Source organism: Novosphingobium sp. (assembly GCF_965214355.1).
Lineage (GTDB): Bacteria > Pseudomonadota > Alphaproteobacteria > Sphingomonadales > Sphingomonadaceae > Novosphingobium.
Genome location: NZ_CBDCBI010000002.1, coordinates 2,143,978 through 2,170,566, shown reverse-complemented (window position 1 = coordinate 2,170,566; position 26,589 = coordinate 2,143,978). Strand labels below are relative to the sequence as shown.

17 protein-coding genes and 3 pseudogenes are annotated in these 26,589 nt (G+C 61.7%); 8 read left to right on the top strand and 12 right to left on the bottom strand.

Annotated elements, in window-relative coordinates:
* Positions 1 to 143: 143 nt before the first annotated feature.
* Together ACOOE2_RS10270 and ACOOE2_RS10265 are read left to right on the top strand one after the other, a co-directional pair.
* On the top strand, positions 144 to 617 hold the full coding sequence (locus ACOOE2_RS10270) for a hypothetical protein (protein WP_420382913.1): 474 nt from the start codon (positions 144 to 146) through the stop codon (positions 615 to 617).
* 22 nt (positions 618 to 639) lie between these two features.
* Positions 640 to 1,053 carry a Spy/CpxP family protein refolding chaperone gene (locus ACOOE2_RS10265; RefSeq protein ID WP_420382912.1) on the top strand — a complete coding sequence of 138 codons (414 nt, stop codon included), beginning with the start codon at positions 640 to 642 and terminating at the stop codon, positions 1,051 to 1,053.
* A gap of 125 nt (positions 1,054 to 1,178) precedes the next feature.
* On the opposite strand, the gene lpdA is transcribed toward ACOOE2_RS10265, so the two are convergent.
* From lpdA to radA, 10 genes are all read right to left on the bottom strand, one after another.
* On the bottom strand, positions 1,179 to 2,591 hold the full coding sequence (gene lpdA, locus ACOOE2_RS10260; RefSeq protein WP_420382911.1) for a dihydrolipoyl dehydrogenase: 1,413 nt from the start codon (positions 2,589 to 2,591) through the stop codon (positions 1,179 to 1,181).
* Between the two features lie 133 nt (positions 2,592 to 2,724).
* A complete protein-coding gene (locus ACOOE2_RS10255) occupies positions 2,725 to 4,026 on the bottom strand; it encodes a pyruvate dehydrogenase complex dihydrolipoamide acetyltransferase (RefSeq protein ID WP_420382910.1) in 1,302 nt (433 codons plus the stop codon).
* Positions 4,027 to 4,216: 190 nt separating this feature from the next.
* Positions 4,217 to 6,541, bottom strand: a complete 2,325-nt coding sequence (locus ACOOE2_RS10250) for a ribonuclease R family protein (protein ID WP_420382909.1) — start codon at positions 6,539 to 6,541, stop codon at positions 4,217 to 4,219.
* 265 nt (positions 6,542 to 6,806) lie between these two features.
* Positions 6,807 to 8,087: a M28 family peptidase gene (locus ACOOE2_RS10245; protein WP_420382908.1), complete on the bottom strand. Its 1,281-nt coding sequence runs from the start codon at positions 8,085 to 8,087 to the stop codon at positions 6,807 to 6,809.
* A 143-nt stretch (positions 8,088 to 8,230) separates the two neighbouring features.
* The gene (locus ACOOE2_RS10240) at positions 8,231 to 9,787 is read right to left on the bottom strand and encodes an aminoacyl--tRNA ligase-related protein (RefSeq protein WP_420382907.1); all 1,557 of its coding nucleotides are present in this window, start codon (positions 9,785 to 9,787) and stop codon (positions 8,231 to 8,233) included.
* Between the two features lie 45 nt (positions 9,788 to 9,832).
* Complete coding sequence (gene phaR, locus ACOOE2_RS10235; protein WP_420382906.1) at positions 9,833 to 10,387, bottom strand: polyhydroxyalkanoate synthesis repressor PhaR; 555 nt, start codon at positions 10,385 to 10,387, stop codon at positions 9,833 to 9,835.
* A gap of 76 nt (positions 10,388 to 10,463) precedes the next feature.
* On the bottom strand, positions 10,464 to 11,513 hold the full coding sequence (locus tag ACOOE2_RS10230; RefSeq protein WP_420382905.1) for an alanine racemase: 1,050 nt from the start codon (positions 11,511 to 11,513) through the stop codon (positions 10,464 to 10,466).
* Positions 11,514 to 11,521: 8 nt separating this feature from the next.
* Positions 11,522 to 11,962, bottom strand: coding sequence for an iron-sulfur cluster assembly scaffold protein (locus ACOOE2_RS10225; RefSeq protein ID WP_420382904.1), 441 nt, complete (start codon positions 11,960 to 11,962; stop codon positions 11,522 to 11,524).
* On the bottom strand, positions 11,959 to 12,558 hold the full coding sequence (locus ACOOE2_RS10220; RefSeq protein WP_420382903.1) for a CvpA family protein: 600 nt from the start codon (positions 12,556 to 12,558) through the stop codon (positions 11,959 to 11,961). The genes ACOOE2_RS10225 and ACOOE2_RS10220 overlap by 4 nt, the downstream gene beginning before the upstream one ends.
* Positions 12,559 to 12,567: 9 nt before the next feature.
* Complete coding sequence (gene radA, locus ACOOE2_RS10215) at positions 12,568 to 13,947, bottom strand: DNA repair protein RadA (RefSeq protein ID WP_420382902.1); 1,380 nt, start codon at positions 13,945 to 13,947, stop codon at positions 12,568 to 12,570.
* A gap of 726 nt (positions 13,948 to 14,673) precedes the next feature.
* On the opposite strand from radA, the gene ACOOE2_RS10210 reads away from it, so the two are divergent.
* Positions 14,674 to 17,514 (top strand): TonB-dependent receptor, encoded by a 2,841-nt coding sequence (locus tag ACOOE2_RS10210; protein ID WP_420382901.1) that lies wholly within the window; start codon positions 14,674 to 14,676, stop codon positions 17,512 to 17,514.
* 190 nt (positions 17,515 to 17,704) lie between these two features.
* Entirely contained in the window at positions 17,705 to 19,717 is a 2,013-nt protein-coding gene (locus ACOOE2_RS10205; protein WP_420382900.1) for a sulfotransferase, read from the top strand.
* A 92-nt stretch (positions 19,718 to 19,809) separates the two neighbouring features.
* On the opposite strand, the pseudogene ACOOE2_RS10200 reads toward ACOOE2_RS10205, so the two are convergent.
* Positions 19,810 to 20,202, bottom strand: a pseudogene (locus ACOOE2_RS10200) (transposase); the annotation flags it as partial.
* A gap of 115 nt (positions 20,203 to 20,317) precedes the next feature.
* On the opposite strand from ACOOE2_RS10200, the pseudogene ACOOE2_RS10195 reads away from it, so the two are divergent.
* Positions 20,318 to 20,626: pseudogene (locus tag ACOOE2_RS10195) on the top strand (IS21 family transposase); the annotation flags it as partial.
* 29 nt (positions 20,627 to 20,655) lie between these two features.
* Here the strand turns inward: ACOOE2_RS10195 and ACOOE2_RS10190 are convergent.
* A pseudogene (locus tag ACOOE2_RS10190) lies at positions 20,656 to 21,357 on the bottom strand (IS256 family transposase); the annotation flags it as partial.
* Positions 21,358 to 21,825: 468 nt separating this feature from the next.
* Here ACOOE2_RS10190 and ACOOE2_RS10185 point away from each other — a divergent pair.
* The 3 genes from ACOOE2_RS10185 to phnX all read left to right on the top strand — a co-directional run bounded on the left by ACOOE2_RS10185 (position 21,826) and on the right by phnX (position 26,537).
* Positions 21,826 to 24,486: a TonB-dependent receptor gene (locus ACOOE2_RS10185; protein WP_420382899.1), complete on the top strand. Its 2,661-nt coding sequence runs from the start codon at positions 21,826 to 21,828 to the stop codon at positions 24,484 to 24,486.
* Positions 24,487 to 24,588: 102 nt separating this feature from the next.
* A complete protein-coding gene (locus tag ACOOE2_RS10180) occupies positions 24,589 to 25,719 on the top strand; it encodes a TIGR03364 family FAD-dependent oxidoreductase (RefSeq protein ID WP_420382898.1) in 1,131 nt (376 codons plus the stop codon).
* On the top strand, positions 25,716 to 26,537 hold the full coding sequence (gene phnX, locus ACOOE2_RS10175) for a phosphonoacetaldehyde hydrolase (protein ID WP_420382897.1): 822 nt from the start codon (positions 25,716 to 25,718) through the stop codon (positions 26,535 to 26,537). The genes ACOOE2_RS10180 and phnX overlap by 4 nt, the downstream gene beginning before the upstream one ends.
* Positions 26,538 to 26,589 lie beyond the last annotated feature (52 nt).

The window sequence follows — 26,589 nt, the reverse complement described above, 5'->3', positions numbered from 1 at the left end:
AATATGGCATAACGGCCTCTGTGACCGGTGCCGTAACGCAAGGTTTTTCCTTGCCTTTTCCGCCTTCTTGCCATCATTTGTCAGGCAGGGACCCGGAAGGGACGATCAGCTTGACTGGCGCCGATGGGAAAAGGAACAGAGCAATGAAACTTCTCACCAGCATATTGGCAGGCGCGGCGCTCGCCCTGACCCCTGCGATCGCCAACGCATCGTCGCACGGCGGCGGTGGGGGTGGCGGCGGCTTCCATGGCGGCGGCGGCGGTGGCTTTCACGGCGGTGGCGGCGGATTTCACGGAGGCGGCGCCTATCGTGGCGGCGGCTATCGGGGTGGTTATCGCGGCGGCTACGGCGGGTATTATGGCGGTCGCGGCTGGGGCTATGGCCCGGCGTTCGGCTTGTACCTGGGCTATTATGCAAACCCGTGGCTGTGGGGCTATCCGTACGACTATTATGGCTATCCCTATTACCCGACCTACGATGCCGGCTCGAATGAAGCACCTCCGATGCAGTATTCGCAATCGCCCCAGGCTCCGCAGGCTGCGGCACCGCAGACTTGTGGCAGCTGGCAGTGGGATGCCGGGCAAAACCAGTATCACTGGATGACCAACGGCTGCTGACAGGCGTACCGGAAAGAATTTTATGAAAATGATCATATTGGCAATGGGGGCCAGCCTCGCGCTGGCCTCCGGCGCGGCGGATGCGCAGGGCTATGGGCAACAGGGCGGCCAGACAAGCGGACCGTCGCAAATCGAACAGCTCCACCAGGCACTGCATCTGACCGCGATGCAGGAAGGCGCCTGGCAATTGTACCGCAGCGGCGCCGACGCGCCAGACAAGGCGCAGGCGCGCCGCCGTTCGGCATCGAGCCTGTTCCGGACGCTCGATGCCCCGCACCGGATGGATCTGGTCGAGGCGGAAATGCGGCAGGAACTCGATGATCTGCAACGCCAGTCACAGGCGCTGAAAGCGTTTTACGCCGGTCTGACGCCGGACCAGAGGCGTATATTCGACGCGCGCACCCTGCCCCCGGTGGAAAACCAGCAGCAGTATTGATGCAAAGGCAGTCCCGGACTCGATCCGGGACTGTGCTTCTTGTTTCGCAACGAAGAAGCACAATCCCGGATCAAGTCCGGGATGACGCAAGGTCAGTGCGAATTTCTGATCTCCCGTTTCTGGTCTCAGATGTGGATCGCCCGGCCATAGGCGGCGAGCACTGACTCATGCATCGCCTCGCTGACCGTGGGATGTGGAAAGATCGTCTGCATCAGCTCGATCTCGGTCGTTTCCAGCGTTTTGCCCACGACATAGCCCTGGATGATCTCGGTAACTTCTGCGCCGATCATATGCGCGCCCAGCAGTTCGCCCGTCTTGGCGTCGAACACCGTCTTGACGAAACCCTCCGGCTCGCCAAGCGCAATGGCCTTGCCATTGCCGATGAACGGGAACGTGCCCGCGCGCACCTCATACCCTGCCTCTTTCGCTTTTGCTTCGGTCAGGCCGACGCTGGCAATCTGCGGGTGGCAATATGTGCAGCCAGGGATATTGCGGCGATCCATCGCATGGGGATGAACATCCTTGTTGCCTAATTCGGCAGCAATCGCCTCGGCCGCGGTCACACCTTCATGGCTGGCCTTGTGCGCCAGCCACGGTCCGGGGGTGACATCGCCGATCGCCCACACGCCCTTGGCTGATGTCCGGCCATAATCATCGATGGCGATGATCCCGCGCTCGGGCGTCACGCCGACCGTGTCGAGCCCGATGTTCTCGGTGTTGGCGATCACGCCGACCGCGACGATCACATGGCTGAACGTGTCTTCGACGATCTTGCCGTCCCTGCCCTTGATTTTCGCCTTCACGCCGTCCTTGCCCACTTCCAGGCCGTCGACACCGGTGCTGGTCAGTATGGTCATGCCCTGCTTGACCAGGGCCTTGTTCAAAAACGCCGACACGTCTGCGTCCTCGACCGGGACGACGCGGTCCATCATTTCGGCGACTGTGACCTTCGAACCCATGTCATTGTAGAAACTGGCAAATTCGATCCCGATCGCGCCCGACCCGATCACCAGCAGCTTGGTCGGCAATTCCTTTGGCGTCATCGCGTGGCGATAGGTCCACACCCGTTCGCCATCGGCTTTGGCAAACGGCAGGTCGCGTGCGCGCGCGCCGGTGCACACGATGATGTGCTTTGCGCTCAACACTTCGACGCCCTTTTCGCCGGTTACTTCAAGCTTGCCGGGGCCCTTCAGGACGCCATTGCCCATATGCACGGCAATCTTGTTCTTCTTCATCAGATGCGTGACGCCCTGATTCAGCTGCTTGGCCACGCCGCGCGAGCGTGCCACGACTGCCCCCAGATCGGCACGGACATTGTCGGCGGCCAGGCCATAAGCTTTGGCATGCTGCATCTGGTGGAACACTTCGGCCGAGCGCAACAGCGCCTTGGTCGGGATGCAGCCCCAGTTGAGGCAGATCCCGCCCAGCACTTCGCGTTCCACGATCGCGGTTTTGAGGCCCAGCTGCGCGCAGCGGATCGCCGCAACATAGCCGCCCGGGCCCGAGCCGAGCACGATCACGTCATAGGTTTCAGCCATGCTCAAATTCCTTCGTCTGGTTTGGCTTGTGCCGGGTCACCCTCATGAAAAGGCGAACCGGGCCGCGGCATCAGATGTGGGTAGTCATTGCCCTGTGCACCATCAGCCGCCTGCCGAAATGTCGCCCGCCCGCTCAGGCGATCAGCGCAAGCGGATTTTCGACCAGCGCCTTGAACGCCTGCATGAATTCCGCGCCATCGGCCCCGTCGATCGCGCGATGGTCGAAACTGCCGGTCGCCGACATCACCGTGGCGATCGCCAGCGCGCCATCGACCACATAGGCCCGCGCCTCACCCGCACCGACCGCCAGGATCATCGCCTGCGGCGGATTGATCACCGCATCGAACTGCTTGATGCCGAACATGCCCAGGTTCGACAGGCTGGCGGTGCCGCCCTGGTATTCGTGCGGCTGCAATTTGCCGTCGCGCGCTTTTGCGGCAAGTGCCTTCATTTCGCCGGCGATCGCCGAAACCGATTTTGCCCCGGCATCGACGATGATCGGCGTGATCAGGCCCGAGGGCGCGGCAACCGCGACCGAGATGTCGACGCGCTTGAACGTGCGCAATTCGTCACCGGCAAAGCTGACATTGCACTTGGGCACCTGCACCAGCGCCTTGGCCTGCGCCTTGATCAGCAGGTCGTTGACCGACAGCTTGACGCCCTGGCTTTCCAGCGCGGCGTTCAGCTGGCTGCGCAGTTTGAGCAGCGCGTCAAGCCGGACGTCGACCGTGAGATAGATGTGCGGGATCGTCTGCTTGGCTTCGGTCAGGCGACGCGCGATGGTCTTGCGGATGTTGTTGAGCTTGGACGCTTCGAATGGAATGCCGAAGTCGGGGATGGCCGCGGCAGGTGCCGGCGCGGCCTTTGCGGCGGGCTCGGCGACCGCTGCGGCTGCGGGTGCTGCGACCGGCGCTGCGGTTTTCGCAGCGGGCGCGATATCCAGATCGGCGCTGACGATGCGGCCATTGGGTCCCGTGCCCTTGATCGTGCCAAGGTCGATGCCCTTTGCGGCGGCCAGGCGCTTGGCCAGCGGACTGGCGATCACACGGTCGCCCTTTGGTGCGGACACCGGCGCTGGTGCGGCTGACGCCGGTGCTGGCGCTGGCGCTGCTGCCAGTGGCGCAGGCGCCTGTTCCTTTTCGGGTGCCTTCGCAGGCTCGGGTGCTTTCACGGGCGCAGCGGCCGGCGCCTCATCATCAACGGCCATCATGGCAATCACGGTGCCGACTTTGACGCCCTCGCTGCCTTCGGGCACGTCGATCGACGCAATCACGCCTTCATCGACCGCTTCGAATTCCATCGTCGCCTTGTCGGTCTCGATCTCGGCCATGATGTCGCCTGACTTGACCGTATCACCGGCCTTGACCAGCCAGCGGGCAAGCGTGCCCTCTTCCATGGTGGGCGACAGGGCGGGCATCTTTATGGCGATTGGCATGGCAGTATTCCGTTCTGGTGCAAAATTTGCCAATTTGGCGTTTAGACTTCCGCGATATAACCCGAAAGGTTAAATACTTACCGATTCAGGCGCGACACCATCTCACCATCGATCGCGTGCAGGTCAAGCGTTGATCTGTGGCAGTCGCATGCAATTGCGGCATGGCGCGATACGTTTGTCCGTTCAGTGGTTACCGCTTGCCCCGCCCCTGGTGCCGTACATTGCCCGGACGGCCGCGCTTGCCGACGATGTGGTTGCCCTCGCGCCTTGGCGCCGGTGCAAAGCCGCCTCGTCGCTCGACCGTGTTCGCCCCCTCGTGCAATTCGACAGGCTCGAATTTCAGCGCACCGGTCAGCGGATTGGCTTCGGCCAGACGCAGCTTCAGGATCATGCCGATGGAAAACGTCTCGCCGGTCTGCTCGCCGATCAGCCGCTGGCCTTTTTCGTCATGGCCAAACCGTTCCGCGCCCAACGTCGAGACGGGGACCAGGCCATCGCCGCCCAACCCGATGATCGTGGCAAACAGGCCGAATTTCTGCACGCCGGTAATGCGCGTGTCGAACACTTCGCCCACGCGCACCGACAGCCAGGCCGCGACATAGCGGTCGGTCGTTTCGCGCTCGGCGATCATCGCGCGGCGCTCGGTGTTGCTGATCGCCTCGCTGATCTTGCCCAGGTCCGACCTGTCACGATCGGACAGACCGGTCGATGCCGGCACATCGGCATCTGCCGGCGGCCGGGGCTGTTGCAGGCCATAGGCATCGACGAGCGCGCGATGCACCAGGAGATCCGAATAGCGCCGGATCGGCGACGTGAAATGCGCATAGCTGCCCAGTGACAACCCGAAATGCCCGGCGTTGCGCGGGCCGTAATAGGCCTGCGTCTGGCTGCGCAGCACCGCCTCCATCACCAGCGCCTTTTCGGTTTCGTCGGTTACGTCTTTCAGGATACGGTTGAATATGGCAGGCGTGATCACCTGCCCCATCGCCAGCTTTCTGCCAAAGGTCGCCAGGTAATCCTTCAGCGCGATCAGTTTTTCGCGGCTCGGCGGCTCGTGGATGCGATAGACCACGGGTGCGGTTTTTGCCTCCAGCGCCTTGGCGGCGGCGACATTGGCGGTGATCATGAATTCCTCGACCACGCGATGCGCGTCGAGCCGTTCACGCAACGCGATTTCGGCAATCCGGCCACGTTCGTCGAGCACGACGCGGCGCTCGGGCAAATCCAGGTCAAGCGGATCACGATCCTTGCGCGCCCGATCGAGCAGGCGCCATGCACCCCACAGATGCTGCAGATGCGGGGCGGCGCTGCCGGCATCGATGCGACCTTGCGCATCTTCATAGGCAATGACTTCGGCAATCTGCACCCGCGCCCGCGCAAACCGGAACGCAGTCATCCGGCCCTGGCTGTCGATCGTCAGGTGGCACGCCATCGCCGCGCGCGTTGCGCCGACTTTGAGCGAACACACATCCGCGCTGAGGATTTCGGGCAGCATCGGCACGACGCGATCGGGGAAATACGCCGAATTGCCGCGCTTGCGCGCGTCGCGATCGACCGCACCACCGGGGCGGACATAGAAACTGACATCAGCAATCGCCACGACGGCGGTGTACCCGCCCTGCCCGTCGGGTTCGGCCCAGATCGCGTCATCGTGGTCGCGTGCGTCGCTGGGGTCGATCGCGACGATCGGCAGATGCGTCAGGTCTTCGCGGGTGTCTTCGGACAGCGGCAGATGTGCCGCGCGTTGTGCTTCGTCGAGCGCCTCGGGCGAAAACACGGTGGGAATACCGTGCTTGTGGATCGCGATCAGGCTGAACGCGCGCGGCGCCAGCGGATCGCCCAGCACCGACGTGACCCGCACGCCGACGCGCGGTGATCGGCCCGCCGGCTCGGCCAGCACCAGTTGCCCGGCCTCCGCCCCGCCAAGGTCCGAAATCGGCACGGCACTGCGTACCCGCTTGTCCACCGGGGCGAGCCAGCCTTTGCCTGCGCCATCGAATTCCACGACGCCCAGCACCTGCTCGTCCATCGCGGGCAGTTTTTTCATCGGATGCGCGACCCATTCGAGGTCATTCTGTTCAGTGCGCGCCAGCACGCGATCGCCGACACGCAGCGCGATATTGTCCTTGTTCGGCGCGCGGCCAGCGCCGCGCCCGCGCATTTCGATCACGCGCAACCGGGGCGCGGGGGTGGCATCGTCAGGTTCCCAAGTGTCGGGTACCGCAATCGGATCACCGTCCTCGATTTCAACGACGCGAAGCACCGTGACGCGAGGCACCCCGCCCATGCGGTGAAACGCGGTGCGGTTGCCGTCGATCAGGCCCTCTTCGGCCATGTCTTTAAGCAGCGCTTTCAGCGCGATCTTTTCGGTGCCTTTCAGTCCGAAAAACTTCGCGATTTCGCGTTTGCCCGCGCTATCTTCGGATTGTGCGATGAAGTCGAGCACTTGCTGGCGAGAGGGCATGCCCTGGTGCGACTTTTCGGCGCGCGGCTTTGCTGGGTTGTGGATGACCATTGCTTGCGCAATGCGCTTTGGCGGGGGGGAATGCAACCTTTGGGCGTGCTGGTCTTGTCAGCAATTCCCAGGAGTGTGCGAGACGAAATCCTCCCCGTTCCGGGGAGGGGGACCGCCCGCAGGGGGGTGGAGGGGCAGTGCCTCATGCTGCCAGGCGCGCGTCGTCGCACCGGTTCGGGGCGCGACTTGGCGAGGTTGCGTCCGGCCGCACCGCCCCTCCACCACAGCTTCGCGTGGTCCCCCTCCCCGTTCCGGGGAGGATTTTTTAGAAGCCGCCGCCGGGCAATGCTGAGGCGATCGGACTGGCGCTGCCGTCGGCGGCGATGGCGCTGACGCCGAAGAACCAGTCGTCGGCGCGGACACCGTCGAGGACGGCGGTGGTCGCGGTCGTGGTCACCACCTTTTCCTCCCACATCGGCGCGTCGGTGCGGCGGCGCCAGATCGCGTAACTCGCGGCCCCCGGCACCGGTTTCCATCCGAGTGTCGTGTACGTTGAAACCGCACCCTTGATATCGGCCGCAGGCGGCATCGGCGCTGCGGCCAAAGCCGCCGCTGCGCGGACATTGAGCCGCGTGACGCGCGTCAGATAGGCCAGGTCCATCCGGTCGATCGTATCGCCATAGGTCTTGCCACGCTCGACCCGTGGGTCCTGGTGCTGCGCGTCGTAGTTTTCGAGTGCGACCGTCAGGCGCACCGCGGGATAGCCCGCCTCCTGGAACGGGGCATGGTCGCCGCCGCGCCCCATGCGGTCTGCGCGCCAGACCTGTCGCACGGCCAGCCCCGGTTCGGCCAGCCCTGCCATATAGCGCGAAAGATTGCGCGAAGGGCTGTCGTTTTCGCCGCCCATCAGGCGCTGCGATTTTGTCAGCCCGGCATCGGCATTGGCACGCGGCCCTTCGGAAAATACGCGGACGTGGCTGTCATCGACCAGGCCGTCGGACCCCATCGAATTGCCGACGATGTCGTTGTTCAACACGGCCTTGACCGTCCAGTGCTGCGCCCGGGCATAGTCGGCGAGCAGTTTGCCGCCGTACAGGCCCTGCTCTTCACCCGACAACACCGCATAGACGATCGTCCCGGCAAAATGGCTGTGACACAGGACCCGCGCGGATTCGAGCACAAGCGACACGCCCGAGCCATCGTCATTGGCGCCGGGGCTGTCGCCGGTGGCATCCATTCCGTCGCTGCGGCGGCTGTCGATATGGCCCTGGACGATCACCACTTCATCGGGCCGCAGGGTGCCGCGCTGTATCGCAACGACATCGACCAGACGCGTGGGTTGGGGAATACGCGCGCCGCTGACCATGGTCTCGGGCTTCACGATCTCGACCGCGTTGCCGCACGCCGAGCGGAATTCACCCTCTGCCCAGGTCCGCGCGGCGCCGATGCCGCGTTTGGGGTCGGTCTGCGACGACAGCGTATGGCGCGTGCCAAACGCCGCCAGGCGTTCGACTTTGGCCTTCAGGCGCGCCTGCGAGACATCGTCTGCGGGCGCGGCCAGGGCTGGGGCGGCGAGCAGAACGGCGGTGTAGAGGAGGTGTTTCATCGGGGCAGACTAACGCGGTCCGGCGTACGGGCAAGGCGGCAGTTTGGTATGTGCAAACAAAGCGGTGGGCAGTCCGCCCCCACCCCATGTCCACCTTCATCCCAAGTCCGAGATGACGAGGGGTGTGGGCGTGGGTGTGGGGTTTAGTACGACCGGGCGACGTAAATGGTTTCTACCGCCGGTTCGCCCGTGAACGCACACGTGCCGCCCGGTGCCGGAGCCCCGAGCGGGGTGTTGCGGATTGTCAGCTTCAGCGCTTTCAACTGTTCGACCACCGCATCGAGCGCAGGGCCGGTGGGGCGCGACCAGCCCATTTCGACCCAGCCCGGCATCGCCTTGTCTTCGGCGAAATATGCCGAAAGTCCCGCCAGGTCGGTGATCCCGCGTTCAATTCGTGCATCACGATACGCAATCGCCTGCTCGTGCAGCGCGGTGCCATACGCCTCGATCTGCGCAGCGACGCCGGCGATAAAATCATCCTGCGCCATGCCGACGAAATTGACCTTGCCATCTTCGCGCCACAGGCGGTCACGGCGCACGACCGAAACCTGGCCGTTTTCCGCATCCCGCCCGCCGATTTCGAGCACCAGCGGCACGCCTTTCTTGACCCAGGCCCAGCGTTTCGTGGCCGCCTTGCCTGCGCGCTTGTCGAGCAGAACGCGCACGCGCTCGCCATAGACAGTCTGCGCGGCCAGGCCCTTGCGCAAGGTTTCGCAATACGCCAGCAACGCCTCGTCGCCATCGTTTTCACGCAGCATCGGCAGGATCACGATCTGGTGCGGCGCGATCTGCGGCGGTGTGCGCAACCCGTCGTCATCACCGTGGGTCATGATCACCCCGCCGATCATCCGGGTCGACACGCCCCAGCTGGTGGTGTGGCATAGCGCCTGCTGGCCCTGCTTGTCCTGATAGCGGATGCCCGCAGCCGTGGAGAACGTGGTGCCCAGGTAATGCGACGTGCCCGCCTGCAGCGCCTTGCCATCCTGCATCATCGCTTCGATCGAATAGGTCTCGACCGCGCCGGGGAAACGTTCGTTTTCGGGCTTGGCGCCGGCAAACACCGGCATGGCCAGCACGTTTTCGGAAAATTCGCGGTACATCTCCAGCGCGCGCAGCGTTTCGACCATCGCATCTGCGGCATCGGCATGCGCGGTATGCCCTTCCTGCCACAGGAATTCGCTGGTGCGCAAAAACATGCGCGTGCGCATTTCCCAGCGCACGACATTGGCCCACTGGTTGGTCAGCATCGGCAGATCGCGCCAGGACTGGATCCAGCGCGCCATCGCCGCGCCGATCACGGTTTCGGATGTCGGCCGGACGATCAGCGGTTCTTCCAGCTTGGCCTCCGGGTCCGGCATCAGCCCGCCCTTGCCATCGCTGATCAGGCGATGGTGCGTGACCACCGCCATTTCCTTGGCAAAGCCTTCGACATGCTCCGCCTCCCTGGTGAAGAACGACAGCGGGATGAACAGCGGGAAATAGCAATTGTCGACGCCGGCATCCTTGATCCGTTCGTCCATCAGCTTCTGGATGCGTTCCCAGATGCCATAGCCCCACGGCTTGATCACCATGCAGCCGCGCACGCCCGATTCCTCGGCAAGCTCACCTTCGGCGATCACCGCCTGGTACCATTGGGCGAAGTCTTCGGTCCGGGTGACCGGCAAAGCGTGTTTGATCGGCGCGTGTTTGATATTGCTCATGCGCCCCCGGTTAGGGGCACATGCAGATTCGGGCAAGATCGCTGGTTACTTGACCAGTTTTTCGAGCTTCTTTTGCATATCCTCGACCTGCTGGCGCAAATTCACCAGTTCGTCATGGTCGCTGACCGGGGCTTTTTCCACCACAGCCGCCGCGCCGCCCGGCACGAACGCCGATGCCGCCGCCTTGAAGATTTCCATGTTGCGCTGGGCCAGTTGCGCCAGCGGATTGGCGCCGATGCTTTCCTCGATCGCCTTGCGCAGCTTGGCCTGGTTTTCGCGGAAATGATCCATCGAGGCGTCGAGATAGCCCGGCAACAGCGCCTGCATCGAATTGCCGTACATCGAGATCAGCTGGCGCAGGAAATTGGTCGGCAGCATCTGCGTGCCGGTCGCCTCTTCCTCCATGATGATCTGGGTGAGGATCGTGTGGGTCAGATCGCTGCCGGTCTTGGCATCGATCACCTGAAATTCGACGTTTTCCTTGACCATCTCGGCCAGGTGATCGAGCGTGATATAGCTGCTGGTGCGGGTGTTGTACAAACGCCGGTTGGCGTATTTCTTGATGATGACGATCTCGCCCTCTTTTGCCGCATGTGCCATCGCTCAAACCCCCTTTTGCCCTAGCCTTGCCTGCATGATTAGCAGGCGCAGCATGTGCATTGCAACACAAGTCGTATTACAGGGCCGAACGGGCAAAACGGCGATGAAGCAGAGTGAGCAGCTCGTATTGCGACAAACCTGATTTTGCGGCTGCAGTTGGCAGATCATAGTCCACGGCCACCCAGTCGCCTTCGCGAATTTGCGGCGCAGCAGAAATGTCGATCGCGGTCAGATCCATCGACACGCGCCCGACGACGGGCAAGGACGTTCCGCCATGCGCCATCCCGCCGCAATCGGACCAGCAGCGCAGATATCCGTCGGCATAGCCCAGCGCGATGACCCCAAGGCGCATCGCGTGCGGCGCCACGAATGTCCCATTGTACCCGACCCGGTCGCCCGGCGCCAGATCGCGCACCTGGATGACGGCCGCTTGCGGTGAGGCGACGGCACGCACCACGCCGGCAAGCTCTGGACGGACGATGCCGCCATACAGCGCGATGCCGGGCCGGGTGAGGTCGGCATGATAGGCCGCGCCCAGCGCGATGCCGGCGCTGTTGGCCAGGCTGTAACGCCGCGCGCGCACCACTGCACGCACCGCGGCAAACCGGGCCAGTTGCTCGGCATTCTGCGCGCTGTCTTCATCCGCGCTGGCCAGGTGGCTGAGGCACAGATCGATATCGAGCCGGGCCAGCAGCGGATCGGCCAGATCTGCCATGGCCAGGCCGAGACGATTGATCCCGGTATCGACCATCACATGGCACACCCCGCCCCCGCCCGCGATCCAGCGTGCCGCCTGCGCCAGCGAATTGAGCACCGGGCGCACGCCGCTCGAGACGGCGAACGCGACGTCGGTATGATCGAGCGGCCCGTGCAGCACCGCGATGGAGGAAGCGGGTACATGCTCCATGATGTCGGCCGCTTCGCACCAGTGCGCGACAAACCAGTCGCGGCATCCCGCGCGCGCCAGCACCGGCACGACTTGCGCGGCGCCCAATCCATAGGCGTCGGCCTTTACGGCGGCGCCCGCGCGTCCGCTGATGCGGTTCAACGCCTGCCAGTTGCCGGCGAGCGCATCGCCATTCAGGCGCAGGCGCAAGGGCGCGGCCGGGCACGGATCTACGCGCATCGTCACCCTTATGCCGAAACCGGCTTCAGCGCGTCGAGCGCGGCATCCCAGGCCAGCATGATGGCGCCATGGCGCGAAGACAGTGCGCGCGCATGGGCGATGATGGTGAGGTCCGGCCATTGCGCGGCCAGCGGTGGAATGTCGCCATCGCCCGCCAGCCATGCGCCCAGTTCTGCGCGGCCGCGGGCGATATCGTCGCCCGTCTGTCCGATGGCGCCCCGGGCAAATGCGCTGGCCGACGCCTGCCCGATGGCGCAGGCATGCGCGCGGATGCCGATCGCGCAGACGCGGCCGGCGGTATCGAGCGTCAGCCCCATCGTCAGCGTGCTGCCACAGGTGCGCGAACGCGCCTGCCCCACATGCGGCGCCGCATCGTGCCACGGCCAGGCGGCCAGGCCGGTCGCCGCCGCCAGCACGGCGGGCGTGTACAGCGTCGTGCGCGCGGTCATTCGGCGTCAGCCGGCGGATGACGGTGGTGCCGGTGCGGCGCGTGCGTGGGCTCGATTTCGGTGGAATCATCCGAAGCGCCGGCATCGCCGCCACTTGCGACGGCATCGCTGCGCCGCGCGGCGACCATCGACAGCAGTTCTTCGCTGGCGGCATTGAGGAATGGATACGTCCGTGCCTCGCGGATCCACAGCGGGCGGCCTTTGGCGCCCCAGACCACATCGTAACACAGCACCAGCAGCGAAAACGCCAGGACCATCACGACAAAGCCCTTGAGCGCGCCGAACCCGAACCCAAGCACGCGATCGATCGGGCCGAGCATCGAACTGCGACTGGCGCTGCCGACACTGCGCGCGAGCAGCTTCATCGCGAAATAGGGCACCGCCAGCAGGATCGCAAACGCCAGCACCGCGGCGCCGGTGTCGTTGTGAACATAGGGCGTGAGCAGATCGGCAAGCAATTCGTGCCCGTAATGGACCGCCATCATCGCCAGGCACCACGCGGCCAGCGCCAGCACTTCTTCGACAAAGCCGCGAAAAAAGCCCATGATCGCGGCCAGGCCGACAACCAGGAAGACCAGATAGTCAAAGCCGCTCATGGCCCTTGGTTAATCTGCGCCCACGATCCGGTCAACGAGATTTGGCAACAGCGTCAGCGCGGTATGGTGTGCGCCCGCGTCGCTGTCATTGATGGCTGGCCCATACGTCTTGCCAAAGCCCAGCTTGGCGGCCTCACGCAGGCGGATCGCCGAATGCGCGACCGGGCGCACCTCGCCCGCCAGCGACACTTCGCCAAACCACACCGCGTCGGCGGGCAGCGGCTTGTCTGCCAATGCCGACACCAGCGCGGCAGCCACAGCCAGGTCCGCCGCCGGATCGGTTAGCCGGTATCCGCCGGCGACATTGAGATAGACCTCGGCCGAAGAAAAATTCAACCCGCAACGCGCCTCCAGCACGGCCAGCAGCATCGCCAGACGCCCGCTATCCCAGCCCACCACCGCGCGGCGCGGCGTTGCCCCGCTGGCAAGCCGCACGGTCAGCGCCTGGATTTCCACGAGCACCGGGCGCGTCCCTTCCAGCGCGGGAAAGATCGCGCTGCCGGGTACGGGCTCGGACCGTCCGGACAGGAACAGCAGCGAGGGATTGCTGACTTCTTCCAGCCCGGCGCCGGCCATCGCGAACACGCCGATTTCGTCGACCGCGCCGAAGCGGTTCTTGATCGCGCGCAGGATACGGTACTGGTGGCTGCGCTCGCCTTCGAAACTCATCACCACATCGACCATGTGTTCCAGCACGCGCGGCCCCGCGATCGAGCCGTCCTTGGTCACATGGCCGACCAGCACGACCGCCGCGCCGCTGTCCTTGGCATAGCGGATCAGTTCGAACGCGCAGGCGCGGACCTGGCTGACAGTACCCGGTGCGCCCTCGATCTGGTCCGAATGCATCGTCTGGATCGAATCGATCACCACGAGCGCGGGCGGCGCCATCGTGCCCAGTGTCGTAAGGATATCGCGCACCGATGTCGCCGAAGCCAGCAGCAGCGGCGCGGACCCCAGCCCCAGGCGCCCCGCGCGCAATCGCACCTGGTCCGAGGCTTCCTCGCCGCTGATATAGACTGCGCTGGCGCCTGCCCCGTCCCTGTTATCACGCGCAATCTGCGCCGCGGCCTGCAGCAACAGTGTCGATTTGCCGATGCCGGGATCGCCGCCCATCAGCACGGCGGAGCCTGCGACCAGCCCGCCGCCGAGCGCGCGATCAAATTCGGCAAGCCCGGTCTTGCGGCGCGGCGGCAGCGCGACCGGGTGATCGAGCGGCACGAACACGACCTTGCGCCCGCCGCCCGACAGATCGTGACGCGCCGAAAACACCGTTTCGGGTGCTTCCTCGACCAGCGTGTTCCATTCCGAGCAATCGGGGCACTGGCCCTGCCAGCGCGTGGTGACGCTGCCACAGGCCTGACAGACATAACGACGCTTGGGTTTGGCCATGGCTTTGCCTAGCCCAAGTCCGGACAGGAACACAAGGGGTACAACGCGCTGCAATCGTCGCCAGGCTGACATGGACCACCCCTGGCCCGGTGCGCGAATCGTCCAGATTAGGCAGTTCGGAGCTAAACCACAGAGACAACACCCTTTTTAGCGGCCGACCGCGCGGTTTTGCAGCCTACGGCTCGTCAGGAAGCCACGCGAAGCGAGCGCGGTTCCGTCGTCTCAGACAAAACCGTCAGTCAAGCTGGAGCGGTTCGTTGGCGTCGGGCCGGCATCGGTCGCAATGTGCAAATCAGGGCAAGTATCGTCGTTGATACAATTACAATATTTATCGCTCGGAAATCGCCATATACGCTGTGGAATTTGTATTTATTCAGAGATATTTGGCTTTATCTAACAAATATATTTGTAATATGTACGTCATAAAGAAATATATACTGCTATTGATAACAGCTTTCACTCCGGCGAGCCCAAGCGATTTCGGCCGCAAATCACCAAGGTCATAGCCCCCTCATAAATTCTCATAATGGCTTGTATCATCGGGAACCGAACGGCATAACCCATCCTCAGGGATAGGCAGAACACAACCAGCTGCCGTTTCAACAAGCCGGACCACGGCACGAGGGCATTGCAAATCGACACATGCAGGTTCTGCTCACGCAGGATCAACGCGCGTCCATTCGTTATGGCTGCAGTGTCGGCAAGGCATAACCCAGGGGGGTTCTTATGAGAAACAGTATCCAGATTCTGAAGACCGGTCTTTTCGCGGGCTCCGCACTGTTTGCGATGGCCGGAACTGCCCATGCCCAGCAGACTGCTGCGGCAGAGACGCCGGCAGTGGCCACCAACAATGGCGAAATCATCGTGACCGCGCAGCGCCGCAATGAATCGCTGCAGGACGTGCCGATGACGCTGCAGGCGCTCAGCGCGGATTCGCTCAGCAAGCTGAACGTGACCACGTTCAACGATTTGTTGAAATACACCCCCAACGTAACGTTCGGGAACAACGGCCCGGGCCAAGGCGCGATCTTCATGCGCGGGCTGTCGGCTGGTTACGCCGGTGAACAATCAGCCGGAACGATCGGCGGATTCCCGAACGTCGCACTTTATCTCGACGATCAGTCGATGCAGTTTCCGGCCCATAACGCCGACATTTATGTTGCCGACATCGAACGCGTCGAGGTGCTCGAAGGTCCGCAGGGTACGCTATTCGGCGGCGGTGCCCAGGCTGGCGCTGTGCGCTATATCACGGCCAAGCCGAAACTCGACAAGTTCGAAGGCAAAATGGAAGGCAGCTTCGGTGGCACCGCTGGTGGCGCGCCAAATGCGGCTTTCAATGCAATGATCAATATTCCGGTCATTCAGGATAAATTCGCGGTTCGTGCGGTTATTTATGATGATCACCATGGCGGTTATATCGACAACGTCTATTCTACTTTCACGCGCCAAAACACCGACCTCGGCAACCAGTATTTTGGCACGCCCGCCAACGCCAATGGCATAGGTTATCAGACGCTTCCAGCGTCGCAGCAGTCCAACAACGGACAGTACAACAATGCTGATCAGGTCAAGAAAAATTCCAATCCGGTTGATTACATCGGCGGACGAATTGAGGCCCTTGCCAATCTTGCGCCGGACTGGAGCCTGCTGATCACCGAATCCTACCAGAAACTTGAATCTCAAGGTTCGTTTCAAACCCAGTCATACAGTTATGACTATGCGCCGCTGGGCAACTTGCAATCTACGTTGTTTGAGCCGAATTATAGTAAGGATACTTACTGGAACACAGCTTGGACACTGAACGGAAAAATTGGCGATTTCAAGGTTATCTACACCGGGGCCTATATGGCACGGCATATCTCGCAACAGGCTGATTATACTAACTATGCGCGCGCTGCGTTTGGCGCCTATTATCAATGCACCGGTGGCAGCACTTATTGGGGTAAGGGCAACCAACCTTATTGTTATGCGCCGAATGCGTATTGGACGGATAACATCCGCACCACGCACCAAAGCCATGAATTCCGCATAACCACGCCAGAAAAGAGTCGCATCCGCGCTATTCTGGGTGCGTATTATGAACAGTTCAAGATCCAGGACGTCAACGACTGGGATTACAAGACAATCCCGGCTTGTCCATCCAATCAAACCCATAGCCAGATTGCAGCATCGGGGCTGAATTGTTCCGGCGTCAATGGTCCGATTGCGGGCTCAATTGCAAACCAGCCTGGGCTGCGCCAGCCCGCGGAGGCTTTTGGTGAAGATACGCAGCGCGGATACAGGCAATACGCCGCATTCGGTTCGGTTGATTTTGATGTTACTTCGAACTTGACCTTGACGGGTGGCACGCGCTACTACAATTATAAGGAATATGAGACAGGTTCGGTCTATGAGACCAACGGCTACAACTGCTATCAGCAACCGACATCTATCAACTGTGCACAGACCTATTACACTCCGGGTCCGGGCAATCTTTCGCAGTATGGCCTGAACAGCACGTACCATGGCTTTAAGAGCAAGGCGGTGATAACCTGGAAGCCCAAGGAACATACGCTGCTCTATGGATTGTTCAGCCAGGGATTCCGGCCTGGCGGTTTCAATCGTGGTCCTTCCGACCGCGTGCAGGACGCAACGTTCCCTTATATAAACTCCGCAGGCACTCCTGTTGCAAACCGGCCAGCAAACTCAACGCCGAATTACCAGCTTAATGTTCCGGCGCCTTATAAGCCCGACACGTTGACAAACTGGGAATTAGGCCTGAAGACCGACTTGTTCGATCGCAAGGTGCAGTTCAATCTGTCCGCCTATTACATGGTCTGGGAAAACACGCAGCTTGGTTTCTTCAATCCGGCTGGAGGCTATGGCAACACTGCGTTCGCTACCAACGGTCCCAATTATCATATCAAGGGCGTTGAAGCGCAGATTGTCGCGCGCCCGCTCGCTGGTCTTTCGCTTCAGGGAACCGCGACTTATAACGACAGCAAGCAGTCCAATGCGCCCTGTTTCATTGTGAACGAGCCAAAAGCTACGGATTTGGGGAAATGCCTGTCCACTGTGTTTGGTGGATTTGTCACAGACCCCACCTCAGTCAACTATGGAAAGCCGATTTCCAACCCAGTATCCAGCCCGTTCGGCACGGTCGGTGGGATCACGCCGTTCAGCCCGCACGTGCAGGCCAATTTCCGCAGCCGTTATGAATGGGCCGGCAAGAACGATTTTAATTGGTTCGTGGCAGCAGGCGTGTCCTATACCGGTTCGCAATATAACGAACCTTCCACTTATCCGTCGGGTTATACCAGTAAGCCGAGCGATCCCTCTTCGTCCAACTCATTGAGTGCAAACGGTACGATCATTCCGGGTACGACCGTGCTACGATACAAGATGGCCGGCTATGCGTTGCTGGATGCATCAATCGGCTTTAGCCACGATAACGTCACTGTGACAATCTTCGGCGACAACCTTACCAATACCCATGCCAGCACATTCACGACATCGGGCGAATATATCAAGTTGCAGACCCCGGTTCGTCCGCTTATCTACGGGATTAAAATCAGCACCAAGTTCTGATACTGTTTCCAATTGAATGGGATAAGACAGCAGGGGCGGCATCTTTTGGGTGTCGCCCCAGTTAGTTTTACCCGCTTCGCGCCTTGTCACTGACAAAATGGTTTTGACCAGGATGGCTTTGACAAAGACGTTTTGATTGACCAGAGAGGCGGGAACTATGGCTACGCAACCAACCCGGTCAGCCCCTGTCATGTCGGTGCTGGAAGCGAAAGTTTTGCAAGTCAGAGACATGCAAGCGCAGGGTGATCATGAGGCCGCGCTGGACGCCGCACGCCGATTGCTGGCGACTTATCCGGCAAACCGCGACTTGCTGCTGATCGCTGCAATCGCGCTGCGCCATTTGCAACGCACAGCCGAAGCGCTCGAAATGCTGGGCCGCCTGGATGCGCTGCGGCCCGACTTCAGCCAATTGTGGCAGGAACGGGGCCTGTGCCATGTCGCAATGCGTGATTCACAAAACGCGATTGCTGCGTTGCAAACGGCAGTAACGCTTAATCCCGCACTGCCAATGGCCTGGCGAATGCTGGACGGGCTGTTCCGTATGACTGGCGATACCACAAGTGCCGCGCGAGCGGCAGGACAATCGGCGCATCTTGCCAGTCTACCCCCACCCGTGCTGCGCGCCAAAATGCTGTTCGGCGACGGCGAAATCGAAGCGGCCGAAATGATGGTGCGCGAATTTCTGCTGACCCACGGCGATCATCCGGAAGCCATGCGACTGCTTGCGCAGATTGGCTGCGTTCACGAAGTCTACGACGATGCCGAGATGCTCCTTGCCGGTGTGCTGACGCTGGTGCCCGATCATCACGAAGCGCGCAACGAGTACGTGCAGACTTTGATTGCGCGTCACAATTATGCGTTTGCTCGCAATGCGCTGGTGCCGCTGCTTGCTCTGGATCCCTTGAACGAACATTATCGTTCTCATGCTGCTGCAATAGCGATCGGGCTCGGTGAGCACGAGCAGGCTATCAGTATTTTTCGCAGTATCCTTGAGAATATCCACGATACGATGCCGCAAGCGCAAATGCGCCGCGCAGAGTTCAATTTATGGTTGGGCCACGCTCTAAAGGCTGTCGGTGACTTGCCCGGCACGCTCACAGCGTATCATGCCTCGATCGGAGCGAGACCTGATTTCGGAGAGGCCTGGTGGAGCCTGGCCAATCTCAAGATATATCGCTTTACGGAAGATCAGATTGCCGCAATGACACGTGCTGAAATCAGTACGACAACATCGGCAACCGACCGGATCCATTTGTCGTTTGCGTTGGGAAAGGCCCTGGAGGACCGCAGCGACTACGCCGCTTCATGGGCCGCCTATTTACGTGGCAACGGCGCGCGCCGTGCGGACAGCAAATATCGGCCCGAGATTTTGGAAACCAACACACGTGAACAAAAACGCGTGTGTGCACCCGTGTTCTTTGCCGAACGCAATCGTTGGGGCGATCCAACGCCCGATCCGATATTTGTGTTGGGCCTGCCGCGTTCGGGCTCAACCTTGGTCGAGCAGATCCTCGCGTCGCACAGCCAAGTCGAAGGCACGCAAGAACTGCCCGATATCCAGCGCATTGTCCATGAATTGCAGGGCCGCGAACTGGACTTCGTCAATCCCCGCTATCCCGGTGTATTGCCGGACCTAGATGCCGCTGCAGTACGAAGTATGGCAGAACGGTATATTTTAGAGACTCGTCCTTATCGCGTGCTCGGCCGGGCGCGCTTCATCGACAAGATGCCCAACAATTTCCGGCATATCGGGTTGATCCATCTGATCCTGCCCAATGCCAGGATCATCGATGCGCGGCGAAATCCGATGGATTGCTGTTTTTCCAATCTGAAACAGCTGTTCGCGCAAGGGCAGGAATTCACGTATTCGATCGAAGATATTGCGCGCTATTACCGCACGTATCTCGACCTGATGCGCCATTGGGACAAGGTTCTGCCGGGCCGTGTCCTGCGCGTCATCAACGAAGACCTGATCGATGACCCCGAAGGCCAGATACGGCGTATGCTCGATCATTGTGCCCTGCCATTCGAAGACGCTTGCCTCAATTTCCACCAGAATACCCGCAGCGTGCGCACCCCCAGTTCCGAACAAGTGCGCCGCCCCATCAGTCGCGATGGCGTCGATCAGTGGAAGCCTTATGCCCCGTGGCTAGGCGAATTAACCGAGGCGCTTGGCGACGCGATCGAAACCTGGCGCGTTTGACTTTTCACTTGAGCGATGTTGAATAGATCGTGTCCCTCGGCGTGGTGTAGCTTATCTGGACCACCGCCAATTTCGGCATCAGTTTGAGCCGGTCATGCGCCGGGCACAGCCGAGAGCATGACGATTGGATTGTCGCTTACCGGAGCCATGGTTTCAAGTGTCATGTAGCGTGCGCGCTGGACAGCCCATTCATCGGACTGTTCCATGAGAATGGCACCGATCAGGCGGGTGATAGCCGCTTCGTTTGGAAAGATGCCAACGACTTCGGTGCGGCGTTTGATCTCGCCGTTCAGGCGTTCGATGGGATTCGTGCTGTGCAGCTTGGCCCGGTGTTCCTTCGGGAAGGTCATGTAGGCCAGCACATCGGGCTCGGCATCGTCCATCAGAGCAGCGAGTTTTGGCAGTTTTGGTCGCATCTGATCGGCAACGGAGCGCCATTGCTGACTGGCTGCCTCGGGCGTCTCTTGCGCAAAGGCGGTGCCGATGAATGTGGATCGGCGTGCAAAAAGAGCCCTGTTAGCGGGGTGATCGGCGTCCAAAAGGGAACCACCAATCCGATGGTTTAGACAGCGGCCTGGATTTTCAGGTGGCGAGATCGGGATGTTGGTTGTGGAGACAGTTGTACGCATCAGGCGCGAGCACGCGGGCGGCAAAGCGATCAGGGAGATCGCGCGGGATTTGCGGCTGTCGCGCAAGGTGGTGCGCAAAGCGATCAATGCCCCGGAAGGGGCGTTTGACTATCATCGCACGGTTCAGCCTTTGCCCCGGATCGGGCCGTTTCAGGAACGGCTCGATACGCTGCTGAGCGAGAACGAAGCGCGGCATCGGCGTGACCGGCTGCGGATGACGCGGATCCACGATCTGCTGCTGCGTGAAGGGTTCGAGGGTTCGTATGATGCGGTGCGGCGCTCGCATCTGTGCGCTGCGTAATGAGTCTACGCCCTAATGCCTTCGTGAGCGTCGGAGATCACCAGCTTCACCCCGCGCAGCCCCCGGCGCGTCAGCTTGCGCAGAAAGGCCGTCCAGAACGGCTCGGCCTCCGAGGGCCCGATGTCCATGCCGAGCACTTCGCGGCGCCCATCGTTGTTGACGCCAACCGCGATGATCACCGCGACCGAGACGATCCGGCCATTCTGGCGGACTTTGACGTAAGTGGCGTCGATCCACAGGTATGGCCAGTCGCCCTCGATCGGGCGGTCGAGGAAGGCATGCACTTTCTCGTCGAGCTCTTCACACAAGCGGCTGACCTGGCTTTTGGAGATGCCATCCATGCCCAGCGCCTTGACCAGGTCATCAACCGACCGGGTGGAGATGCCCTGCACATAAGCTTCCTGGATGACCGCCGTCAGTGCCCGCTCGGCCATGCGGCGCGGTTCAAGAAAGCCGGGAAAATAGCTGCCTTTGCGCAGTTTCGGGATGCGCAGCTCGACCGTGCCGGCGCGGGTCTGCCAGTCGCGATCGCGATAGCCGTTGCGCTGGACAAGCCGGTCCGCGGACTTCTCGCCGTGACCAGCGCCCGTCAGGCCGCCGACTTCCATCTCCATCAACCGCCCGGCGGCAAACGAGATCATGTCGCGCAAAATATCCGCGTCAGGGGCCTTCTCGACCAACGCGCGCAAGTGCATCATGGAATCGGTCATCGTGGTTCTCCAGGTTCGAGCTTCGCAACCCAAACCTATCCGAAAATCACGGTGACCACCCGCGCCACTGGCCGGCCGCTACCGCGCAATATCGAAAGCGCGCGTCCGGCCAGCAGCGCTACCGTCAAAACCTACACCACGTCACGGGACGCGACCGTTGAATACGTTAGCGCTGAACCACTTTTGAAAATTAGCTCCATGTCCTGATCACCTAGTCTCGGTGATCCCGATCCGAATGACGGGCTGGCTCCGGCGATGGTGTCGCCCCATTCTGCGCCGGCGCGCGAAATCCCAAAGTTGCATTTTTGCAACAGTCCCAAAGTGTTACTTTGGGCAACTCTGCATGTGACTCCCTGAAGTCAGTATCACCTCCGGTCACTTTGGTCTGTCATATTTGCCTCCCATACGCCCCTCAGAAACCGGCCCCTCAGCGGTCCGGCATCCACGCACCCAGGGGGGTTTTAGAACATGAAAACCGATACGCGTTCGCTCAAGCAGGCCTTGTTCACCGGTTGTGCAGTCTTGGCTCTGTCCGGGCTTGGCACCGCCGCCCATGCCGCAGATGCGCCTGCCGCCGCTGACGCCGCTCCGGCGACGACTGCCGAAATCCCGACCGGTGAAATCGTCGTGACCGCGACGCGCCGCAACGAATCGATCCAGAACGTCCCGATGACATTGCAGGCGTTCGGCGGCGATGCGCTGGGCAAGTTGAACGTCACGACGTTCAGCGACCTGCTGAAATATACCCCGAACGTGACCTTTGCCAGCAATGGTCCTGGTCAGGGCGCGATTTTCATGCGCGGTCTGTCGACCGGCGCGGCCGGCAACCAGTCGTCGGGCACGATTGCCCCCTTCCCCAACGTGGCGCTGTACCTCGATGACCAGTCGATGCAGTTTCCGGCACGCAATGCCGACGTCTATGTCGCCGATCTCGAACGCGTCGAAGTGCTCGAAGGACCACAAGGTACGCTGTTTGGCGGCGGCGCCGAAGCCGGCGCGGTGCGTTACATCACCAACAAGCCCAAACTCGGCAAGTTCGAAGGCCATATGGAAGGCAGCTTTGGCGGCACCGCCGGCGGCGCCCCCAACGGCGCCTTCAACGCCACGATCAACGTGCCGGTCATCAGCGACAAGGTCGCCGTCCGCGCGACGATCTATGACGATCATCACGGCGGCTATATCGACAACGTCTATTCGACGTTTACCCGCCGCGCGACCGACACCGGCGCGGTAGCGTATCACTATACGCCCAGCGCGACCAACCAGTCGGACAACGGCCAGTACAACAACGCCGACCAGGTGAAAAAGAACTACAACCCGGTCGATTACATCGGTGGCCGCATCGAAGCGCTGTGGGACATCGTCCCCGACTGGAACCTGCTGGTGGCCGAAAGCTATCAGAAAGTCGATGCAGAGGGCACGTTTGCGTCGTATCCCAACGGTTCGGATGGTCAGGCGCTGGGCAACCTGCAGACCACGACATTTTCGCCATCGTATAACGTCGACACGTACTGGAACACGGCGTGGACCCTGAACGGCAAGATCGGCGATTTCAAACTGGTCTATACCGGTTCGTACATGACGCGCCACATCAACGAGCAGCAGGACTACAGCAACTATTCGCGCACGCCGGGCGGCATGTATTACCAGTGTACCGGTGCGACAGGGTTCAACAAAGGTCCGAACACGTATTGCTATTCGCCCGTCGCCAACTGGAACGACCAGATTCGCAACACGCATCATAGCGAGGAATTGCGCATCCAGAGCCCCGAAGGCAAACGCATCCGTGGCATCGTCGGTGCGTATTACGAAAACTACAAGATCTACGATATCCAGCGCTTCAACTACACTTCGATCCCGGGCTGTACGCAGGCCCAGATTACAGCCAACGTGGCGTGTGTCGGCCAGGTTTCGACGTATCCCGGCACGACTGCAAATGAGCCAGGGCTGGAACCTTCGGGCACGACCTTTGGTGAAGACACGCAGCGCGGCTATCGCCAGTATGCATTTTTCGGCTCGGTCGATTTCGACATCCTGCCCAACCTGACTTTGACGGGCGGCACGCGCTATTACAATTACAAGGAATACGAACTCGGTTCGCAATTCGAAACGTACACTGCCTGCTATCAGGTCCTGGCTTGTCCGATCGACCCCAAGAACGGCGGCAACCACAGCATCGACGGCGACAACGACCACACGACGTATCACGGGTTCAAGAGCAAAGCCGAACTGACGTGGAAGCCGGCGGATCACACCCTGCTTTATGCGGTGTTCAGCCAGGGCTTCCGCCCGGGCGGGTTCAACCGTCGCGGGTATTACATCCTGCCCGACCAGAACGGCGTGGGCCAGTATTTCCGCCCGCTCGTCTACAACCCCGACAAGCTGACCAACTGGGAAGCCGGGATCAAGACCGATCTGTTCGACCGCAAGGTGCAGTTCAACCTGTCCGGGTACTACATGGTCTGGAACAACCCGCCGATTGGCGTGTTCAACCCGGCCGGCGGCTATGGCAACACGTCGTTCGTGACCAACGGGCCCAGCTATCATATCAAGGGCGCCGAGGCACAACTGGTCGCACGCCCGATCACGGGCCTGTCGATCCAGGGTGGCATCACCTATAACGACAGCAAGCAGTCGAGCGCACCGTTGCTGCCGGTCAACAATCCCGCCTCGGTCAATTTCGGCCAGCAATTGATGTATTATTACACCGCAGCCGGCAGACAGAACGTGATGAGCCCGTTCGGTACGGTCGGCAGCATCACGCCGTTCAGCCCGCATGTGCAGGCCAGCCTGCGTGGTCGATATGACTGGTCGACGAGCGACACGATGGCCTGGTACGTATCGAGCGGCGTGTCGTATATCAGTGGCATGTATACCGAGCCTTCGACCTATCCGACAGCCACCGGCACGACGACCCCGGGCTCGACGGTCTATCGCTTCTATCTGCCGGCGTATGCGACGCTCGATGCGCAGGTCGGCTTCAAGCACGACAACTGGACCGTGTCGATCTTCGGCGAAAACCTGACCAACACGCATGCTTCGACGTTCACCTCGACGGCGCAGTTCATCAAGTCCGAAGTGCCGACCCGTCCGCTGACGTACGGGATGAAGATCGGGACGTCGTTCTGAGGCCTTTTGCGCCATACAGCGTGACAGACGGGGCGGTACCAGCGATGGTGCTGCCCCGTTTCGTAATGACAAGTTGGTAATGACAGGGATGCCGGGCGAACCATGAGCAAAGTGTACGATCTGGCAGTGGTCGGCGGCGGGATCATGGGGCTGGCCCATGCGATCACGGCAGCGCGCCGGGGCATGCGCGTCATCGTGATCGAGCGTGAATGCCGCGCCAATGGCGCATCGGTCCGCAATTTCGGCTTTGTCACCGTGACCGGCCAGGAACGCGGCGAATCCTGGGCGCTGGCCCGGCGCACGCGCGATGTCTGGGCGGACATTGCGCCACAGGCCGGGATTGCGATCGAGCATCGCGGACTGTATCTCGCCGCACGGTCCCCCGAGGCGCTGGCGGTGATCGATGCGTTTTTGAATACCGAAATGGGCGAAGGGTGCCGGCGGATCTCTGCCGATGCCTTTCGTGCCGACATGGGTGGTCTGGGCGGCACCGACCTGCTGGGCGCGCTATACAGCCCGCACGAATTGCGCGTGGAATCGCGCGATGCGATTCCGCTGCTGACCCGCTGGGCGCAAGAGCACCTGGGCATCGACATTTTGACTGAGACCGCTGCGTATTCCAGCCTGCCGCCGGTGCTGCACACCTCGCGCGGCGATGTTGCGGCCGGGCATGTCGTCGTGTGCCCCGGCGACGATTTTTCGACGCTGTGGCCAGACCGGATCGCGGCGTACAATTTGCGCCGCTGCCGGCTGTCGATGCTGCGGCTCGCCGATCCGGGCTTTCGCCTGCCCGGCGCGCTGATGAGCGATCTGTCGCTGACCCGCTATACCGGCTACGCCGCCTTGCCCGAGGCGGCGGCGCTGAAGGCGAAGCTGATCGCCGAGCAGCCACGCCATTATGCCAACGGCGTGCATCTGATCGTCGCGCAAGGCAGCGACGGCACGCTGATCGTGGGCGACAGCCACCATTATGCGGACCTGCCCGGCCCGTTTGCGCCTGCCAGCGCCGAACACGATATCCTGGATGAGTATGCGCGCGCCACCGGGGGCCCCGCGCCTGCGGTGATCGAGCGCTGGGTCGGGACTTATGCGAGCGCGGATGATCGCACGCATCTGGTGGATACCCCGGACGACAATGTGCGGCTCGTGATCGTCACCGGCGGAACCGGTGCCTCGACTTCGTTCGGCATTGCCGAAAAAGTGCTGAACCAATTGATGGGAACCTCGACATGACGTTTGCAGTCAAAGCAGTGATTTTCGACTGGGCCGGAACGATGGTCGATTTCGGCTGCAAGGCGCCGGTCAACGCGCTGACGCAGGTGTTTGCGCAGCAAGGCGTGCCTATCAGCGAAGCCGAAGCGCGCGCCGACATGGGGCGGGCGAAGCTTGATCATGTGACCGCGCTGCTCCACGAACCCGGCATCGTCGCGCGCTGGTCTGCGCATTTCGGCAAGGCACCCGATGCGCACGATATCGAACGCATCTATGCGCTGGTCGAACCGGCGATGGTCGCGGCGGCGCAGGCGGCCGCCGAACTGATCCCCGGCGCAGCGGCCGCTTATGCCGCGCTGCTGGCGCTGGGCGTCAAAGTGGGTTCGGGCACCGGGTACACCCCCGAGATGATGGCCGCGATCCGCACTGCGGCGGCCAGGCAGGGGTATGCGCCCGAAGTCGTGATCTGCGCCGGCGATACGCCAAGCGGCCGCCCTGCCCCATTGATGACCTGGGCCGCGCTGATCGGATTGGACGTGTGGCCGGCATCGGCGGCGATCAAGGTCGACGACGCGCCGGTGGGCATTGCCGAAGGGCGTCACGCCGGATGCTGGACGGTAGGCATTGCGGCGTCGGGCAATTCGGTCGGGTTGGATCGTGATGAATTTGCGGCGCTCGATGATGCGACGCGCGCGGACCGGGTTGCTGCAGCCACGGCGGAATTGCGCGCAGAGGGCGCGGATTTCGTGATCGACGATGTGTCGCAATTGCTGCCGGTGGTGCACCAGATCGCTGCTGCGATCGAGGCTGGCCGCAAACCTGGCGAGACTTTGGACTGAGACACGCTGCGCCCCCGCGACCGTCGCCCCGGACTTGATCCGGGGTGACGGT